A 17,415-nucleotide genomic window follows, 5' to 3' on the forward strand; every position below is an offset into this window, starting at 1 on the left:
GTCACCCTCCCTTTAGCGAGCAGTCGAGGTGTAGGGCAGCAGCGCCATCTCACGGCTGTTCTTCACGGCCGTGGCGACGTCACGCTGGTGCTGGGTGCAGTTGCCGGTGACCCGGCGGGCACGGATCTTGCCGCGGTCGGAAATGAACTTCCGCAGCAGGTTCGTGTCCTTGTAGTCGACGTAGGAGATCTTCTCCTTGCAGAACACGCAAACCTTCTTCTTAGGCTTGCGAGCAGGCGGCTTCGCCATTGTCTCTCTCCAGTGTGATCAAGAAGTTTGTGCTGGTCGCCCTGACCAGACCGCCGAGGCGGCCTAGAAGGGCGGCTCGTCCGAGTAGCCGCCGCCGGAGCCGGAGCCGGAGCCGCCGCCCCAGCCACCGCCGCCCTGCTGGCCGCCGCCGGCCGGCGAGCCGGTCGCCCACGGGTCGTCGGCGGGAGCCCCGCCGCCGCCCTGCTGACCGCCACCGGGGCCGCCGCCCCAGCCGCCGCCACCCTGGCCACCGCCGCCACCGCCGCCGTAACCACCCTGGCCACCGCGGCCGGTGGTCTTGGTGACCTTGGCCGTGGCATTGCGCAGGCTGGCGCCGACCTCGTCGACGTCCAGCTCGTAGACCGTGCGCTTGACGCCCTCGCGGTCCTCGTAGGACCGCTGCTTCAGCCGGCCCTGCACGATGACGCGCATGCCGCGCTGGAGCGACTCGGCGACGTTCTCCGCCGCCTGCCGCCACACCGAGCACGTGAGGAAGAGGCTCTCGCCGTCCTTCCACTCGTTGGTCTGGCGGTCGAAGGTGCGGGGAGTGGACGCGACGCGGAACTTCGCGACCGCCGCACCGGACGGGGTGAAGCGCAGCTCGGGGTCGTCGACGAGATTGCCGACGACCGTGATGACGGTCTCGCCTGCCATGGGTGAACCTCTCGGCGGGTGTGCTGCTGGCTGCTTGCTGCTCGGACCCGATTACCGCTGAACGTCAGTCGCGGGGACTGAGATTCAGTGGGTCTCGGGACGGAGGACCTTGGTCCGGAGGACCGACTCGTTCAGGTTCATCTGACGGTCGAGCTCCTTGACAACCCCAGGCTCGGCCTGCAGGTCGATGACCGAGTAGATGCCCTCGGGCTTCTTGTTGATCTCGTACGAGAGACGACGACGGCCCCAGGTGTCGACCTTCTCGACCTTGCCGTTGCCCTCACGGACGACGGAAAGGAAGTTCTCGATCAGCGGGGAGACAGCGCGCTCCTCGAGATCGGGGTCGAGGATGACCATCACCTCGTAGTGACGCATGTGGAACCCACCTCCTCTGGACTCAGCGGCCACGGCATTTCCGTGGCAGGAGGGTCGTAATGCGTTGGCAACGGTATCGGCTGCCACTGACAGTCGGTTCCCGTCCCGTTTGCGGGACCGGATTTCGACCTGGACAGACGCCGGTGCAGACCGTACAGAGTACCTGCTACGAGCCTTCCGGTTGAAATCCGGGCTCGGATGGCCGCAATCTGTACACATCGGGTGGGTGCGGCGCTACAGTGCGCCGCCGATTCGCCAGGAGGTGCCCCATGGCGCAACCGGTCCGACAGTCCCACGGCCGCTTCTCCGCACTGACCTCTGTCCTCAACAGTGACGGCAAGGCGCATCCCGTCGAGAACAGCCTGGTGGCTGCGACGATCGTGCTGGGGGCTGTCGCCTTCGTCACGGCGCAGTTCGACAACCTCCACCTGATCAGCTCCTGGACCGGCCTGATCGGTGTCCTGACCGGGGCATGGGGGCAGATGATCTCGGCGACCACCGCTGAGCGCTTTCTCCTGATCATCGGGCTCGGTGCGGCGGCGTTCGGCTTCTTCCTCGGCATGGCCCACGGCGGGCTCTTCGGCGGGGTGCTCGGCTAGCGGCCGCCGGCGGGGCGCAGGTGGCCGGGGGACCGGGCACGGGAGGGCACGGACCTTGGCGCAGTAGGCTTCCGGCGAGAGCCGGAGCCCCGACCCTGGGGACACACCTGCCGAGGAGCGCCCCGCATGAGCTTGACCCTGAGGACGATCAGCCGTGAGCAGCATCTGGCGTACATCCAGAGCCTGCCTGCGGCGAGCCACATGCAGGTACCGGCCTGGGCCGACGTCAAGTCGGAGTGGCGCTCCGAGAACCTCGGCTGGTTCGACAGGAACGGTGAACTCGTCGGCGCGGGCCTGGTCCTGTACCGGCAGCTGCCCAAGATCAAGCGCTACCTGGCCTATCTGCCCGAGGGGCCGGTCATCAACTGGTTCTCGCCGAACCTCGAGGACTGGCTGCAGCCCATGCTGGCGCACCTCAAGCAGCAGGGCGCCTTCTCCGTGAAGATGGGCCCGCCCGTGGTGATCCGGCGGTGGGACGCCGCCGCGATCAAGGGCGGCATCCAGAACCCGGATGTGAAGCGCCTGCGCGACGTGGAGGCGACCCACATCGAGCCGCGCGCCTTCGAGGTCGCGGACCGGCTGCGCAAGATGGGCTGGCAGCAGGGCGAGGACGGCGGGGCCGGCTTCGGTGACGTGCAACCCCGCTACGTCTTCCAGGTGCCGCTGGAGAACCGCTCCCTCGAGGACGTCCACAAGGGCTTCAACCAGCTGTGGCGCCGCAACATCAAGAAGGCCGAGAAGGCCGGCGTCGAGGTCGTCCAGGGCAGCTACGACGACCTGGCCGAGTGGCAGCGCCTCTACGAGATCACCGCGGAGCGCGACCACTTCCGTCCGCGGCCGCTCGGCTACTTCCAGCGGATGTGGACGGCCCTCAACTCCGAGGACCCCAACCGGATGCGGCTCTACTTCGCCACGCACGAGGGCGAAGCCGTCGCGGCCGCGACCATGCTGATCGTCGGCGGCCACGTCTGGTACTCCTACGGAGCCTCCGCCAACCACAAGCGCGAGGTCCGGCCCTCGAACGCGATGCAGTGGCGCATGCTGCGCGACGCCTACGCCCTCGGCGCCAGCGTCTACGACCTGCGCGGCATCAGCGACTCCCTCGACGAGAACGACCATCTCTTCGGTCTGATCCAGTTCAAGGTCGGCACCGGCGGGCAGGCGGCCGAGTACCTCGGTGAGTGGGACTTCCCGCTCAACAAGCTGCTGCACAAGGCGCTCGACATCTACATGTCGCGGCGCTGACCGATCCGTCGACGACGCCACCGTCGTCCCCCACGTTCTCTGCTTCATACCTCCCATACACCGCAGATACGAGAGAGGTTCCGGACCGGCCATGGCGCTCACCCTTTATGTCGACACCGCGCGCTGGCGGGCGCATCAGCAGTCGGTGATCCAGCAGTTCCCGGGGATCGTCCCGGTCTGCAAGGGCAACGGCTACGGCTTCGGCCACGAGCGCCTGGCCGAGGAGGTCACCCGCTTCCGCTCCGACATCATCGCCGTGGGCACCACGTACGAGGCCGCGCGGATGAAGGACTACTTCGGCGGAGACCTGCTGGTCCTCACCCCGTTCCGGCGCGGCGAGGAGCCCGTGCCGCTGCCGGACCGGGTGATCCGCTCGGTGTCCTCCGTGGAGGGCGTGCACGGCCTGGTCGGCGCGCGCGTCGTCATCGAGGTCATGAGCAGCATGAAGCGGCACGGTGTGAGCGAGCACGATCTGCCCATGCTGCACGCGGCGATCGAGGACGTGCGGCTGGAGGGCTTCGCCCTGCACCTCCCGCTGGACCGCACGGACGGCTCGGACGCGGTCGAGGAGGTCATCGCCTGGATGGACCGGATCCGCGCCGCCCGGCTGCCGCTGCACACGATGTTCGTCAGCCACCTGGGCGCGGACGAACTCGCCCGTCTCCAGCAGCAGTTCCCGCAGACCCGCTTCCGCGCGAGGATCGGCACCCGGCTGTGGCTCGGCGACCACGAGGCCACCGAGTACCGGGGCTCGGTGCTGGACGTCACGCGGGTCGCGAAGGGCGACCGCTTCGGCTACCGCCAGCAGCGGGCCGCCTCCGACGGCTATCTGGTGGTGGTCGCCGGCGGCACCTCGCACGGGGTCGGGCTGGAGTCCCCGAAGGCCCTGCACGGCGTCATGCCCCGCGCCAAGGGGGTGGCCCGCGCCGGACTGGCGACGGTGAACCGCAATCTGTCGCCCTTCGTCTGGTCGGGCAAGCAGCGCTGGTTCGCCGAGCCGCCGCACATGCAGGTGTCCATCCTGTTCGTGCCGAACGACGCCCCCGAGCCCAAGGTGGGCGAGGAGCTGGTGGCCCACCTCCGGCACACCACGACCCAGTTCGACCGGGTGGTCGACCGCTGAGGTCCGCAACACCCGCGGCGAGGGCCCGGGGACCGCACGGCCGACGTGCGGACCCGGGCCCTTCCCGTCTTCCGGGCCCGCCCGGGCCCTGACGTCCCGCCACACACTCAGGGCCGTTCCCGCACGCCCGCGACCGGCCCGGCGGGCCCCGGCCGGACACTCCCGCCCCCGCCTCACGCTCCGGGCCGCCCCCGCCGGCCGAGCACGTACACCGGTGTGCCCTCCGCCGTCACCCCGGACCGCCGGATGCAGTCGCGGCGCAGCAGAAAGTGCAGGCAGTCCCGGACCCGGTCGACCGACAGCCCGGTGCGGGCCGCGATCGACTCCAGCGGGCGGCTCACCTCTCCGGAGCGCACCAGGTGCGGCACGATGTGCGCGGCCACCGCGTCGACCTCCGCGGTGAGGGCGAGCCGTTCCCGCCAGTCGGTGAGGACCGCCTCGGTGGACAGGGCCGGGGCCCCGGGCCGCGCCTTGGCGGAGCGTGAGCGCATGCGCTGGGCGATGCGCTCCAGCGAGTCCGCGATCCGGGCCATCGACCGCACCACGTCGAGCTGCGCGTCGATGCCCTCCCGCCGCATGCGGGCCCCCTCCCGGCGGACCGGAACGAGCCCGTGGTCGAACGCGCCCCGGCGCTGCTCCAGCCCGGTGATGGCGTCGATCACCGCGTCCGGCACGGCACGGACCCGCGGCCCGTCCGCCCGGCCGGGACACCGGCGGGGCTGCACCTCGGACTCGGCCAGGACGTAGCCGCCGTCGCGCTGCACGGTGTGCACGACCTCGGCGATCCAGCTCCGGAACGGCTGCGCGGCCGGCTCGGCGCAGCCCGCCACGAGCAGTACGAGCCCCTGGAGGCTGACCATGCCCGTCCGCTCCCTGACCGCCTGCCCCGCCATGGCCCGGAGCGCATCGCTCCCGGCGACGCTCCGCGCCAGTTCGTCGAGGGTGGCCGTGTGCTCTCCGGGCACCAGCCGGGCGACGGCGAGCAGCGGCTCCGGGTATCCGAGCGCCTCGGCCACCTCCGCCGCCGGGAACCAGTGCTCTCCGCCCGGCATGGTCAGTCGGCGCACCCGTGCGCCCGTGGCCGCGTAGACGAAGTCGTCGACGTCGATGGCATCGTGTTCCGGCGCTCCGACGGATGATTCACCGCGTTCGCTCATGGCGGAACATCACCTCCGCCGCGCACGCTAGGTGAGTTGGTAAACCGCATTCACCCGCACTGGGGGAAGTTCACTCCATAGATGCCGAATGTGCGGTTCCGTGAGCCCGCACTCCCCACTGCACGTAGGTCCCGCCGTCGTAGAGGGCGTGCCGCGCGTGCTGCTCCCGTCCGAGGACGAACGCGTCCGGGGCACCGTCCAGGACGCCCCCCGACGGGTCGTCCGAGCCGTCGCGCCGCACGATGTCCCGCTCGGGGAACAGCGCGTCCCGCACGATCACGGCGCAGAGGTACAGCGTGCCCAGCAGGTGGATGAGGATCACCAACTGGTACCCCTCGGCCGGCAGACCGTGGTGCTTGTCGCCGCTGGAGGTGTACGCGAGGTACATCCAGATGCCGGTGAAGTACATGACCTCACATGCCTGCCAGATCAGGAAGTCCCGCCAGCGGGGGCGCGCCAGCGCCGCGAGGGGAATCAGCCACAGCACGTACTGCGGCGAGTAGACCTTGTTCACCAGGATGAACACGGCGACGACCAGGAACGCGAGCTGGGCGAAGCGGGGGCGGCGGGGCGCGGTGAGGGCCAGGGCCCCGATCCCGGCGAACAGCACCAGGGTGATCACCGTGGCCCAGGTGTTGGCGTTCTCCAGCGGGTCCCCGGTGCGCTGGGAAATGATCAGCCAGAACGAGCCGAAGTCGACGGGCCGCTCCTGGCTGAAGGTGTAGAACTTCTTCCACCCCTCCGGGGCCAGGGCCATCACCGGCAGGTTCACCACCAGCCAGGCACCCGCCGCCCCGCCGAAGGCCCGGCCGAACGCACGCCACCGCCCGGCCCGCAGGCACAGCAGGAACAGCGGACCGAGCAGCAGGAAGGGGTAGAGCTTGGCGGCCGTGGCCAGCCCGATCAGCACCCCCGCGGCGAGCGGCCGGCTGCGCGACCACATGAGCATCGCCGCGGCGGTGAGCGCGACCGCGAGCAGGTCCCAGTTGATCGTGGCGGTGAGCGCGAGGGCGGGCGCCAGGGCCACGAGCAGCGCGTCCCAGGGGCGGCGCCGGTGGGTCCGGGCGACGCAGACGGCGAGGACGGCCGTGCAGGCCATCAGCATGCCCGCGTTGACCAGCCAGTAGATCTGCTCCCGGTGCTGGACCCCGCCGCCCGGGGTCAGCCACGAGGCCACCTCCATGAACAGGCCGGTGAGGACCGGGTACTCCAGGTACTCCATGTCACCGGTCAGCCGGTCGAAGTACGGAGTCAGGTTCGACGCGAAGCCACGAGCGGAGAAAAGGTGGGGAATGTCCGAATAGCAGGCGTGGGTGTACTGACTGTCGGCCCCGAAGAACCAGGCGCCGTTGTAGCAGGGCAGCTTCTGCACCATGCCCAGCGCGAACATCCCGATCGCCACGAGCGCGACGACCCGCACCGGCGTCCACCATCCGGTGCCGGGCAGCGCACGGCGGCCGGCCGGGCCGCCGATCAGCTCGCTGCCGGCCGCGGCGACCTCGTCCTCCGTCGTGGGCCGTACGGGCTGCCGGTCCTCCTGCACGCTCGTCATGGCCCACATCCTGCCGTACGAGCCCCCACGACACAGCCCCCGCCCGGTCGGACCGGGCGGGGGCTGTGTCGTGTGCGGGTCAGGCGCGAACGGTCACTCGCGGCGGGTCGCGGTGGGCCCGCCGAAGAGCTCGCCGCCCCCGTTGCCGTTTCCGTTGCTGTTGCCGGGTGGTGTCGGCGTACCGGTGGACCCGGCGTCGGTACCGCCGTCGGCGCCCTCGTTCGTACCGCCGGCACCGCCGGCCCCGCCGTTCGGCTCGCACCGCGGGTCGAAGACGCTGCAGGTGTCCGACGGGCTCGGAGAGGTGGACGGGGAACTGGTCGGCGATTCGGACGGCGACTTCGAGGGAGACGCCGTGGGCGTGTCCGACGGGGTCGGCGTCGGAGTCGGCCGCACCGCTCCGGTTCCGAAGATCTTCCTGCCGATCGGCTCCGCGACCGGGAACGGCTTCGCCGGGAGACCCTGCATCGCCTTGCCCATGTAGTCGGCCCAGATCTCGGCCGGGTACGAGGCACCGTGGATGCTCTTCTCGCCGCCCACGCCGTACATCTCGAGGAACTTCTGGCTCTTGGCCTGGTCGTTCACCCGGAACATGCCGATCGCGGTGGACAGCTGCCGTGTGTAGCCCGCGAACCAGGCCGACTTGTTGCCGTCGGTGGTACCGGTCTTGCCCGCCACCTCACGGCCCGGGAGCTGGGCGGAGGTGCCGGTGCCCTTCTGGACCACGGTCTTGAGGACGTCGGTGACGTTGTTCGCCACGTTCGGGTCGAACGCCGTCGCGACCTTGCCCTTGTGCGTGTAGTAGTTCCGGCCCTTCCGCTCGACCTTCGAGACCGAGTACGGGTCGATCTGCTGGCCGCTGGCCGCGAAGGTCGCGTAGGAGCCGGCGAGCCGGATCGCGCTGGGCGCGGAGGTGCCGAGCGAGAAGGACGGCATGATCGAGGAGAGCTGTTCCTCGGTCATCCCCGCGGAGAGCGCCGCCTCCTTCACCTTGTCGGTACCGACGTCCATACCGAGCTGGATGTACGGGGTGTTCACCGAGAACCGCATCGCGGTCCGCAGGTCGATCTGCCCGCGGTCCTCGTTGCCGTCGTTCCGCTGGTGCCACTCCTTGTTGTGCTCGTTGTACCAGACGGAGCCGTCGTAGTCCTTGAGCGTCAGGTTGTTGTCACCGTCGTAGACGCTGGCCGGGGAGACCGGTGTCCGCGACGCGTCCTCCTGGACGCGCGGCCCCTTCGGATCCCTCCGGCCGTCGGTCATCGCCGCGGCCAGGACGAAGGGCTTGAACGTCGAACCGACCTGAACGCCGGTGTAGTCGGCGTTGTTGGTGTAGTGCTCGGTGGCGTCCTTGCCGCCGTAGATCGCGACGATCTTGCCGGTCCTGGGCTCCACCGAAGCGCCGCCGAACTGGACGTACTTGTCCCGTTCCCGCTTGTCCGGGTCCAGGTTCTCCTTGGAGACCCGCTGGACGGCCGATTCGAGCTGACGCATCTTCTTCTCGTTGAACGTGGTGTGGATCTGGTATCCACCCTTGTCCAGCCGCGCCTTGCTGATCTTGCTGTTGGCGACGATGTAGTTGTCGGCGAGGTTCACCAGGTAACCCCGCTGCCCCGACATCGAGGTGGCGGGCTTCGGCGGATCCGGCGTCGGGAAGCCCTTCTTGAGGAACTTGTCCCGCTCCGCCGCTTCCATCCGGCCGACCTGGACCTCCCGCTTGAGGGTCCACGCCCAGCGGGCCTTCGCCCGCTGGTAGTTCTTCTCCCGGGTCGCCAGCGGCCCCTGCCCGCCCGAGGGGTCGTACAGGTTGGGACCGTTGAGCACCGCGGAGAGGAACGCGCCCTGGCTGGCGTTGAGATCCTTGCAGTCCACGCCGTAGTACGCGCGGGCGGCCGCCTGGATGCCGTACGCCCCGCGACCGTAGTAGGCGGTGTTCAGATAGCCCGCGAGGATCTCGGGCTTCTCCTTGGTGGCGCCCACCTTTATGGAGATGAAGAGCTCGGAGAGCTTCCGCTTGAGCGTCTGCTCCTGGGTGAGCATGGCGTTCTTGACGTACTGCTGGGTGATCGTCGAACCGCTCTGGGTCGCGCCGCCCTTGGCCATGTTGAACACGGCGCGGGCGATGCCCATCGGGTCGACACCCGAGTCGTCCTCGAACGAGGCGTTCTCCGCCGAGATCACGGCGTTCTGCATCGACACGGGGATCTCGGTGATGGGCACGATCTGGCGGTTGAAGTCACCGCCACCCGCGACGGCCATCTGCTTGCCGTTCGACCAGTAGTAGACGTTCTTCTCGACCTCGGCCGCGTCGTTGACGTTCGGCACCTCGACCACCGCGAGGGCGATGCCCGCACCGCCCACGATCAGGCCCATGAAGCCGATGCAGGTGCCGAGCGTCTGCTTCCAGGACGGCACCCAGCGGCGGGCACCGTCACGGTCCGACCGCGGGTAGTCGATCCAGCGCTTCTTCCGGGGCTCCCGCGCGGAGGCCCGGCCGGCGGCCCGGGCACCGCCCTCGAGGCCCACGGCGGCCCGTCGTCTGCCTCCACCACTTCGCTGGGCGGCTCGGCGCGCTTCCGCGCGCCCTGGGTTCCGCTCCTCGTCAGGGCCCGCTGCGGACCCGGTCGTGCCGCGCTCTGGCGCGGCTCGGCGGCCGGACGGTGGCTGCTGCCCTCCGCGTCGGGCCGCAGCGCGTCCACCGCCTGGCGACTGCGGTGGTTTGCGACGGTGCTCGCTCATGGAACAGCTACTCCTCGGGCAGGCGCTCTCGCCTGACAGCGACAGTTGACTTCCGGTCCCCCCGAAGCGCGGACCTGCCCCGGAGGACAACAGGCCGCACTGCACCGGTGACGAGGACGTCCCACGGTGCTGTTTGGTTCCCACTGGTCTGCATGGCGCACAGACTACGCAGGCCCAAAACCCGCGCAGCACGCATCTTCACCCCAAATCAGTCCTGTTGATTCCTACGAATCAGTGATGTGACGCCGTTCACTATGGCTCCCCTTGTCGCAACCGGAGGGGCGATCTATCGTCTGGATGTATCGAGTCGATACATCAGCTCGGCATAAGGGATTCAGGAGAAGGGGAGGCGAAGGATGAGCAGACGCTCCGGCATCCTCGAGTTCGCCGTTCTCGGGCTGCTCCGCGAGTCCCCCATGCACGGCTACGAGCTGCGGAAGCGGCTCAACACCTCGCTGGGTGTCTTCCGCGCCTTCAGCTACGGCAGCCTCTACCCCTGCCTGAAGACTCTGGTCGGCCAGGGGTGGTTGATCGAGGAGCCGGGAAGCGCTCCGGAGGACGCTCTCGCGGCCTCGCTGGCCGGCCGCCGGGCGAAGATCGTCTATCGCCTGACAGCCGCGGGGAAGGAGCACTTCGAGGAGCTGCTCGCCCACTCCGGCCCCGACGCGTGGGAGGACGAGCACTTCGGCGTCCGCTTCGCCTTCTTCGGCCAGACCTCGCGCGATGTGCGGATGCGCGTGCTGGAGGGGCGCCGCAGCCGGCTGGAGGAGCGCCTCGAGAGGATGCGCGCCTCCCTGGCCCGCACCCGGGAGCGGCTGGACGACTACACCCTCGAGCTGCAGCGGCACGGGATGGAATCCGTGGAACGCGAGGTCCGCTGGCTCAACGAGCTGATCGAGAGCGAGCGGACCGGGCGCGAGCGGCGCCCGTCGGCCGGGGACGGTTCCGTGCCCGCCGAGCGGCCCGCATCGCACCCACAGGACCAGTCAGGGAACGCGGGCGGCCTGCCCCGGGACCGGGGTAGCTCCCGTCCGGATCCGTCCGACGACACCGCCAAGTGAGGTCCTGCACCCCGCAGGACCTCGTCGAGAACACACAGGGAGCAACCGGAATGGGTTCGGTTCGCGTAGCCATCGTCGGCGTGGGCAACTGCGCCGCCTCGCTGGTACAGGGCGTCGAGTACTACAAGGACGCCGACCCGAAGAGCCGCGTGCCGGGTCTGATGCACGTGCAGTTCGGCGACTACCACGTGCGGGACATCGAGTTCGTGGCCGCCTTCGACGTCGACGCGAAGAAGGTCGGTCAGGACCTCGCGCACGCGATCGACGCCAGCGAGAACAACACCATCAAGATCTGCGACGTGCCGCCGACCGGCGTCACCGTCCAGCGCGGCCACACCCTCGACGGTCTGGGCAAGTACTACCGCCAGACGATCGAGGAGTCCGACGAGGCTCCGGCCGACATCGTGCAGGTCCTCAAGGACCGGCAGGTCGACGTCCTGGTCTGCTACCTGCCGGTGGGTTCCGAGGACGCGGCGAAGTTCTACGCGCAGTGCGCCATCGACGCCAAGGTGGCCTTCGTCAACGCCCTCCCGGTCTTCATCGCGGGCACCAAGGAGTGGGCGGACAAGTTCACCGAGGCGGGCGTGCCCATCGTCGGTGACGACATCAAGTCGCAGGTCGGCGCCACCATCACGCACCGTGTGATGGCGAAGCTGTTCGAGGACCGGGGCGTCGTCCTGGACCGCACGATGCAGCTCAACGTCGGCGGCAACATGGACTTCAAGAACATGCTGGAGCGCGACCGCCTGGAGTCCAAGAAGATCTCCAAGACCCAGGCCGTCACCTCGCAGATCCGCGACCGCGAGCTGGGCGAGGACAACGTCCACATCGGCCCGTCGGACTACGTGGCCTGGCTGGACGACCGCAAGTGGGCGTACGTGCGCCTCGAGGGCCGCGCGTTCGGCGACGTCCCGCTGAACCTGGAGTACAAGCTCGAGGTGTGGGACTCCCCCAACTCCGCGGGCGTCATCATCGACGCGCTCCGGGCCGCGAAGATCGCCAAGGACCGCGGGGTCGGCGGACCCGTCCTGTCGGCGTCCTCGTACTTCATGAAGTCGCCGCCGGTGCAGTACTTCGACGACGAGGCGCGCGAGAACGTGGAGAAGTTCATCAACGGCGACGCCGAGCGCTGATGACGCCGGTCCGGCCGTGAGCGGACGCCGGTTCATCCCGTGACCACCGGCCCCCGGGCAATCCGCCCGGGGGCCGGTGCGCTGTGTGAGGCTGTGAGCCATGCCCGTTGTGCGTGATCTGCGCGTGCTGCTGCGGCTGCGCGACTTCCGTCGTCTGCTCGCCGTCCGCCTGCTGTCCCAGTCCGCCGACGGCGTCTATCAGGTCGCGCTCGCCACCTACGTCGTCTTCTCCCCGGAGCGGCAGACCTCGCCCGGCGCCATCGCCTCGGCGATGGCCGTGCTGCTGCTGCCCTACTCCGTCGTCGGCCCCTTCGCGGGCGTCCTGCTGGACCGCTGGCAGCGGCGGCAGGTCCTGCTCCACGGCAATCTGCTCCGGGCGGTCCTCGCCTGCGGAACGGCGGTCCTGATCGTGGGACGCGTCCCCGACTGGCTCTTCTACGTCTCCGCGCTCTCGGTCACCGCGGTGAACCGCTTCGTTCTCGCGGGGCTGTCCGCCGCCCTGCCGCACGTGGTCGACAGCCCGCGCCGGCTGGTGATGGCCAATGCCGTCTCACCGACCGCCGGGACCCTGGCCGCCACGGCGGGCGGTGGCCTGGCCTTCCTGGTCCGCCTCGTGGGCTGGGACTCGGACGCCGTGACGGTGCTGCTGGGAGCCGCCCTCTATCTCTGTGCGGCCCTCGCCGCCCTGCGCATGGCGCGGGGGCTGCTGGGACCGGATCCGGCACTGGTGCAGCCCGGACTGCGGGCCGCACTGGCCGGCACCGCCCGCGGCCTCAGGGGCGGGGTGCGCCACCTGGCGCAGCGGCCGCCCGCCGCCCGCGCTCTGGCGGCCATGACCCTGATGCGTTTCTGCTACGGCGCCCTCACGGTGATGGTGCTGATGCTGTGCCGTTACGCCTGGTCGGACACCGATTCGAAAGGGCTTGCGCTCCTCGGACTGGCACTCGTCGCGTCAGGGGTGGGTTTCTTCGCGGCGGCCGTGGTCACCCCCTGGGCCGTCGAGCGGCTGGAGTCCGCCGACTGGCTGGGGCAGGAGGGCCCGCTGCGCTGGGTGATCGTCTGCGCCGGCGTGGCCGCGGTGCTGGAGCCCGCACTCGGGCTTCCCTTCGCACCGGCGCCGATGCTGGTCGCCGCGGGAGTGCTGGGGCTGATCACCCAGGGGTCGAAGATCGCCACGGACACCGTGGTCCAGTCCGCGGTCGACGACGCCTTCCGCGGGCGGATCTTCTCCCTCTACGACGTCTTCTTCAACGTCGCCTTCGTCGGAGCCGCCGGGGTGGCCGCTCTGATGCTGCCCCCGGACGGGCAGTCGCCCGTGCTGGTCATCACCGTGGCCCTGCTCTACGCGGTCATCGCCGTGGCCACCGGCCGGCCCCGGCCCGCATAGGCGAAGGGCGGTGTTTCACGTGAAACACCGCCCCTGGGACCGTCGCCGCGGAGGCATGTTTCACGTGAAACACGCGCCCCGTCGCCGGGTCAGCCCGTGGATGCCTCCTGGGCGGCCCACCACTCCTTGAGCGCGGCCACGGCACCGTCACGCTCCATCGGACCGTTCTCCAGCCGCAGCTCCAGCAGGTGCTTGTACGCCTTGCCCACCATCGGGCCGGGCCCCACGCCGAGGATCTCCATGATCTCGTTGCCGTCGAGATCGGGCCGGATCGAGTCCAGCTCCTCCTGCTCCTGGAGCCGCGCGATCCGCTCCTCCAAGCCGTCGTAGGCGCTGGAGAGGGCGTTGGCCTTGCGCTTGTTGCGCGTGGTGCAGTCCGACCGCGTCAGCTTGTGCAGCCGGTCCAGGAGCGGACCGGCGTCCCGCACGTACCGGCGGACCGCCGCATCGGTCCACTCACCCGTGCCGTAGCCGTGGAAGCGCAGGTGCAGCTCCACCAGGCGCGACACGTCCTTCACCAGCTCGTTGGAGTACTTCAGCTTGGTCATCCGCGACTTGGTCATCTTCGCGCCCACCACCTCGTGGTGGTGGAAGGAGACCCGGCCGTCCGACTCGAAGCGCCGGGTCCGGGGCTTGCCGATGTCGTGCAGCAGCGCGGCCAGCCGCAGCACCAGGTCCGGTTCACCCTCTTCGAGGGCGATGGCCTGGTCCAGCACGGTCAGCGAGTGTTCGTACACATCCTTGTGCCGGTGGTGCTCGTCGCGTTCCAGCCGCAGGGCCGGGAGTTCCGGCAGGAAGTGGTCCGCCAGCCCGGTGTCGACCAGCAGCTTCAGCCCCTTCCTGGGGCGGGCCGCGAGCACCAGCTTGTTGAGCTCGTCACGGACGCGCTCGGCGGAGACGATCCCGATCCGGTCCGCCATCGCCGTCATCGCAGCGACGACGTCCGGCGCCACCTCGAAATCCAGCTGGGCGGCGAACCGCGCGGCCCGCAGCATCCGCAGCGGGTCGTCGGAGAAGGAGTCCTCCGGGGCACCCGGAGTCCGCAGCACCCGGGCGGCCAGGTCCTGCAGACCGCCGTGCGGGTCGACGAACTCCTTCTCGGGCAGCGCGACGGCCATCGCGTTCACCGTGAAGTCGCGGCGGACGAGATCCTCCTCGATGGAGTCGCCGTAGGACACCTCCGGCTTCCGGGACGTCCGGTCGTAGGCCTCGGAGCGATACGTGGTGATCTCGATCTGGTAGCTCCGGGTGCCGTCACCGCCACGGCTGTGCTTCAGGCAGCCGACGGTGCCGAAGGCGATGCCGACCTCCCACACGGTGTCCGCCCACGGCTTCACGATCTTCAGCACGTCCTCGGGGCGGGCGTCCGTGGTGAAGTCCAGGTCGTTGCCGAGCCTGCCGAGCAACGCGTCCCGTACCGATCCGCCGACCAGGGCGAGACAGTGGCCCGCCTCACGGAAGCGGCGTGCGAGGTCGTCGGCGACGGGGGACACTCGCAGCAGTTCACTGACGGCACGGCGCTGCGCCTGGTTCAGCTCGCTCGCCGGCGGCGAGGGCTGCGAGGTCTGCTGGGCGTGGCTCTCATTCTTGGCGTTCGGCACAACAGAACAGGGTACGTGCCGCAACCGGCCGGGGCGTCCCCGTTCCGGGCGGGCCGGACGCCTCGGCGATCATGTGGAGCACGCCCCGGCACGTAGCCCCGGTCGACCTCGTTACCATGCGGGGACGCACATCCGACGACCACCACTGACAACGACGAGGGACGGGCGAGGCGTGGCCGAGGCGGCACAGAACCAGGGGACGCGACCCGCTCCCGCCCGCCGGTGGCTGCGGCGCACCGCCGCGGTGCTGGTGGGGGTGCCACTGGCCGCGGGTCCGCTGCAGCTTCCCGCGGCGCCGTCGGCCCAGGCCGCACCGAAGGCGACCGGGTCGCGGTCCGTCGACGTCTCGATCAACTCGATGACACCGTCGTCCCCCTCGAAGAGCGACACGGTCACGATCAAGGGCACCGTCACCAACGACAGCAGCTCCACGGTGACCGATGCCCACGTCGGACTGCGGGTCGGCGCCACGCTGAACAGCCGGAGCGGCATCGACAGCGCCGACCGGCGCACCGGCTACGTGCCCGGGACCGACGGGCAGGAGATCGGGGGCAAGCACACTCTCGAGCTCCGGGATCTTCCCTCGGGCATCACGCGCGGGTTCAGTCTCAGCGTCCCGGCCAAGGACCTCGACCTGAAGCAGGCGGGCATCTACCAGCTCGGTGTCTCGGTCTCCGGGCAGACCCGGGCGCAGCGGTACGAGCACGTGCTGGGCATCGAGCGGACCTTCCTGCCCTGGCAGACCTCGGCCGCCCGGCAGAAGACCCGGCTCAGCTTCATGTGGCCGCTGATCTCCTCTCCCCACCTCAGCGCGGAGACGGGCTCCGACGCGCAGCAGACACCGGTCTTCCGTGACGATTCCCTCACCGAGGAGCTGGCCCCGGGCGGGCGGCTCCAGCAGATGGTGAGCCTCGGCAAGAGCCTCCCGGTGACCTGGGTCGTCGACCCGGACCTGCTGGCAGCCGTCTCCGCCATGGCGGAGAACTACAAGGTCCAGCAGCCCGACGGCTCGACGGTCTCGGGCAAGGGACAGGCCGTCGCCAGGCAGTGGCTGAGCGACCTCCAGAAGGCCACGGACGGTCATGAGGTCGTCGCCCTGCCGTACGGCGACCCCGATCTCGCCTCCCTCGCCCACCGGGGCAAGGACGTCTCCGGAGCGCTGGCCCACCTCAGGCCCGCCACCGACCTCGCCTCCCGGACAGCGGAGACGATGCTGCCGGGCGCGAAGCTGCGCACCGACTTCGCCTGGCCCGTGGACGGCGCCATCGACTCCTCCGTCGTCGATGTCGCGACCTCGGCCGGCGCCCACAACGTGATCACCCGCAACGACAGCCTCCGGGAGTCCGGGGCCCTCTCCTACAGCCCCACGGCGGCCCGTCCGATCGGCGGCGGCAACCGGGCGGTCGTGTCGGACGCCCGTCTCTCCACCGCCTTCGAGGGCGACCTGTCCGAGGCCGAGGAGTCCACCCTCAGCCGGCAGCGGTTCCTCGCCCAGACCCTCATGGTCACGATGCAGGCGCCGGGCAAGCAGCGCAGCATCGTCGTGGCGCCCCAGCGCATGCCCACCGCGAGCCAGGCACGGACGATGGCCGAGGCGGTCAGGGGACTCGAGGACGAGCGCTGGACCGAACCGCTGGACCTCGGGGACGCGGCGAAGGCGAAGCCCGACCCGCGGGCCAACAGCCGGATCCCGAGCCCCGCGGCCTACCCGCGCTCGCTCCGCAAGCAGGAGCTGCCCACGGAGGCCTTCCGGGAGATCCAGCGGACGCAGGGGGCGCTCGAGGGCTTCCAGGTGATCCTCTCCCGTCAGGACCGCGTCGTGACGCCGGTGGGCAATACGATCATGCGCGGGATGTCCACGTCCTGGCGCGGGGACGCCGACGGCGCGGCGGCGTTCCGCGACACCGTGCAGGAGTACCTCTCGGGCCTCACCCAGGAGGTCCGGCTCATCCAGAAGTCGACGCAGACGCTGTCCGGGCGGAGCGCGACCATCCCGGTGACCGTGCAGAACAACCTGGTCCAGGGCGTCAAGGGGATGAAGCTCGTCCTCACCTCCGGCCAGCCCAACCGCCTCGACGTCGGCGAGGGGCAGCCCATCAGGATCGAGGGCGGTCACAGCCAGTCGGTGAAGTTCGACACCACGGCCCACGCGAACGGCAAGGTCTGGGTGACCGCTCGGCTCGAGACCGAGGACGGCACGCCCTACGGCGCCCCCATGACGTTCCAGGTGAACGTCACCGAGATCACGTCCACGGTGATGCTGGTCATCGCCGGCGGCGTGCTGCTCCTCGTGCTCGCCGGAATCCGGATGTACACCCAGCGCAAGCGGGCAGCCGCCCGCGACGCCGCGGAGGGCTCCGAGCCCGTCGAGGAGAGCGCCGGCACCTCCGGCGAGCCCGCGGAAGCGACCGGCGAAGAGGCGGATTCCGAGGGCTCCGGCACGGGTGCCCCTGGTTCCGGGCAGCAGGGTGACGTGACGCCGGACACCGGACCGGAAAGCGATGACGCCTCCGGCACGGGTGAGAAGGTGGACCGTTGAGCGT

Annotated in this window: 14 protein-coding genes; 7 read left to right on the plus strand and 7 right to left on the minus strand. The window is 70.0% G+C overall.

Annotated features, from left to right (window positions below):
* Positions 1–12 precede the first annotated feature (12 nt).
* The 3 genes from rpsR to rpsF form a co-directional block, all read right to left on the minus strand.
* Entirely contained in the window at positions 13–249 is a 237-nt protein-coding gene (gene rpsR, locus ABT112_RS13845) for a 30S ribosomal protein S18 (protein WP_003978893.1), read from the minus strand.
* Positions 250–312: 63 nt separating this feature from the next.
* Positions 313–903 carry a single-stranded DNA-binding protein gene (locus ABT112_RS13850; protein WP_351509043.1) on the minus strand — a complete coding sequence of 197 codons (591 nt, stop codon included), beginning with the start codon at positions 901–903 and terminating at the stop codon, positions 313–315.
* A gap of 84 nt (positions 904–987) precedes the next feature.
* The gene (gene rpsF / locus ABT112_RS13855) at positions 988–1,278 is read right to left on the minus strand and encodes a 30S ribosomal protein S6 (RefSeq protein WP_351509044.1); all 291 of its coding nucleotides are present in this window, start codon (positions 1,276–1,278) and stop codon (positions 988–990) included.
* A 269-nt stretch (positions 1,279–1,547) separates the two neighbouring features.
* On the opposite strand from rpsF, the gene ABT112_RS13860 reads away from it, so the two are divergent.
* The 3 genes from ABT112_RS13860 to ABT112_RS13870 all read left to right on the plus strand — a co-directional run bounded on the left by ABT112_RS13860 (position 1,548) and on the right by ABT112_RS13870 (position 4,245).
* Positions 1,548–1,877 (plus strand): hypothetical protein, encoded by a 330-nt coding sequence (locus tag ABT112_RS13860; protein WP_351509046.1) that lies wholly within the window; start codon positions 1,548–1,550, stop codon positions 1,875–1,877.
* A gap of 126 nt (positions 1,878–2,003) precedes the next feature.
* On the plus strand, positions 2,004–3,122 hold the full coding sequence (locus tag ABT112_RS13865; protein ID WP_351509048.1) for a lipid II:glycine glycyltransferase FemX: 1,119 nt from the start codon (positions 2,004–2,006) through the stop codon (positions 3,120–3,122).
* 91 nt (positions 3,123–3,213) lie between these two features.
* Positions 3,214–4,245, plus strand: a complete 1,032-nt coding sequence (locus ABT112_RS13870; protein WP_351509050.1) for an alanine racemase — start codon at positions 3,214–3,216, stop codon at positions 4,243–4,245.
* A 173-nt stretch (positions 4,246–4,418) separates the two neighbouring features.
* Here ABT112_RS13870 and ABT112_RS13875 read toward each other — a convergent pair whose 3' ends face one another.
* From ABT112_RS13875 to ABT112_RS13885, 3 genes are all read right to left on the minus strand, one after another.
* Positions 4,419–5,402: a BRO-N domain-containing protein gene (locus tag ABT112_RS13875; protein ID WP_351509052.1), complete on the minus strand. Its 984-nt coding sequence runs from the start codon at positions 5,400–5,402 to the stop codon at positions 4,419–4,421.
* A 70-nt stretch (positions 5,403–5,472) separates the two neighbouring features.
* Positions 5,473–6,954, minus strand: a complete 1,482-nt coding sequence (locus ABT112_RS13880) for a glycosyltransferase family 87 protein (protein ID WP_351509054.1) — start codon at positions 6,952–6,954, stop codon at positions 5,473–5,475.
* Between the two features lie 93 nt (positions 6,955–7,047).
* Positions 7,048–9,690 (minus strand): transglycosylase domain-containing protein, encoded by a 2,643-nt coding sequence (locus ABT112_RS13885; protein ID WP_351509056.1) that lies wholly within the window; start codon positions 9,688–9,690, stop codon positions 7,048–7,050.
* 356 nt (positions 9,691–10,046) lie between these two features.
* On the opposite strand from ABT112_RS13885, the gene ABT112_RS13890 reads away from it, so the two are divergent.
* From ABT112_RS13890 to ABT112_RS13900, 3 genes are all read left to right on the plus strand, one after another.
* Complete coding sequence (locus tag ABT112_RS13890; protein ID WP_351509058.1) at positions 10,047–10,751, plus strand: PadR family transcriptional regulator; 705 nt, start codon at positions 10,047–10,049, stop codon at positions 10,749–10,751.
* A gap of 50 nt (positions 10,752–10,801) precedes the next feature.
* Entirely contained in the window at positions 10,802–11,884 is a 1,083-nt protein-coding gene (locus tag ABT112_RS13895; protein ID WP_351509060.1) for an inositol-3-phosphate synthase, read from the plus strand.
* 100 nt (positions 11,885–11,984) lie between these two features.
* The gene (locus ABT112_RS13900) at positions 11,985–13,271 is read left to right on the plus strand and encodes an MFS transporter (RefSeq protein ID WP_351509062.1); all 1,287 of its coding nucleotides are present in this window, start codon (positions 11,985–11,987) and stop codon (positions 13,269–13,271) included.
* Between the two features lie 89 nt (positions 13,272–13,360).
* Here the strand turns inward: ABT112_RS13900 and ABT112_RS13905 are convergent, their stop codons facing one another.
* Entirely contained in the window at positions 13,361–14,806 is a 1,446-nt protein-coding gene (locus tag ABT112_RS13905) for a CCA tRNA nucleotidyltransferase (protein WP_502975334.1), read from the minus strand.
* 238 nt (positions 14,807–15,044) lie between these two features.
* On the opposite strand from ABT112_RS13905, the gene ABT112_RS13910 reads away from it, so the two are divergent.
* Positions 15,045–17,411 (plus strand): DUF6049 family protein, encoded by a 2,367-nt coding sequence (locus ABT112_RS13910; protein ID WP_351509065.1) that lies wholly within the window; start codon positions 15,045–15,047, stop codon positions 17,409–17,411.
* Positions 17,412–17,415 lie beyond the last annotated feature (4 nt).

Origin of the sequence: Streptomyces sp. NPDC002055 (genome assembly GCF_040296705.1) — a bacterium.
Classification (GTDB): domain Bacteria; phylum Actinomycetota; class Actinomycetes; order Streptomycetales; family Streptomycetaceae; genus Streptomyces.